Origin of the sequence: Lactiplantibacillus sp. 7.2.4, from assembly GCF_018991185.1 — a bacterium.
GTDB classification, from domain to species: domain Bacteria; phylum Bacillota; class Bacilli; order Lactobacillales; family Lactobacillaceae; genus Lactiplantibacillus; species Lactiplantibacillus pentosus.
In genome coordinates this window covers 1-351 of sequence record NZ_JAGYGS010000181.1, presented here as the reverse complement: position 1 = coordinate 351, position 351 = coordinate 1, and the positions used below count along the sequence as shown (strand labels likewise).

Here is a 351-nt window from a genome sequence, read left to right as displayed (position 1 = left end):
CGCATAGCCATATTTCATCTTTTTATCTCCTTACTTATGTCATTAAGTAATGACACGGTTCTAACCCTTTAATTATACAGTATCAAAAACCAGGCCACAACTGTTAAGTTGTGGCCTGGCTAGTTCTATTAATTATAAAATTTGTTAGTAAACAATCAAAAATCATTGTGAAGTGAACCTAATTTATTTTGTACGAACAGCATTCAGATTAATTTTACAATCTAACATATTGGGATCGTTGGTCAACGTTACGCCGTTGGCGTACGCCATGTTCAGGTAGATCATTCAAGGAGAAACCAATTCTCCCCTGATTTAGCCAATTATAAAGAGATTTAGTAGCTAGTTTAAATT

At 33.9% G+C, this 351-nt stretch carries 1 pseudogene; it reads right to left on the bottom strand.

From position 1 onward, the window contains the following. Positions 1-226: 226 nt before the first annotated feature. Positions 227-351 (bottom strand): annotated as a pseudogene (locus KGF70_RS17110) (IS30 family transposase); the annotation flags it as partial.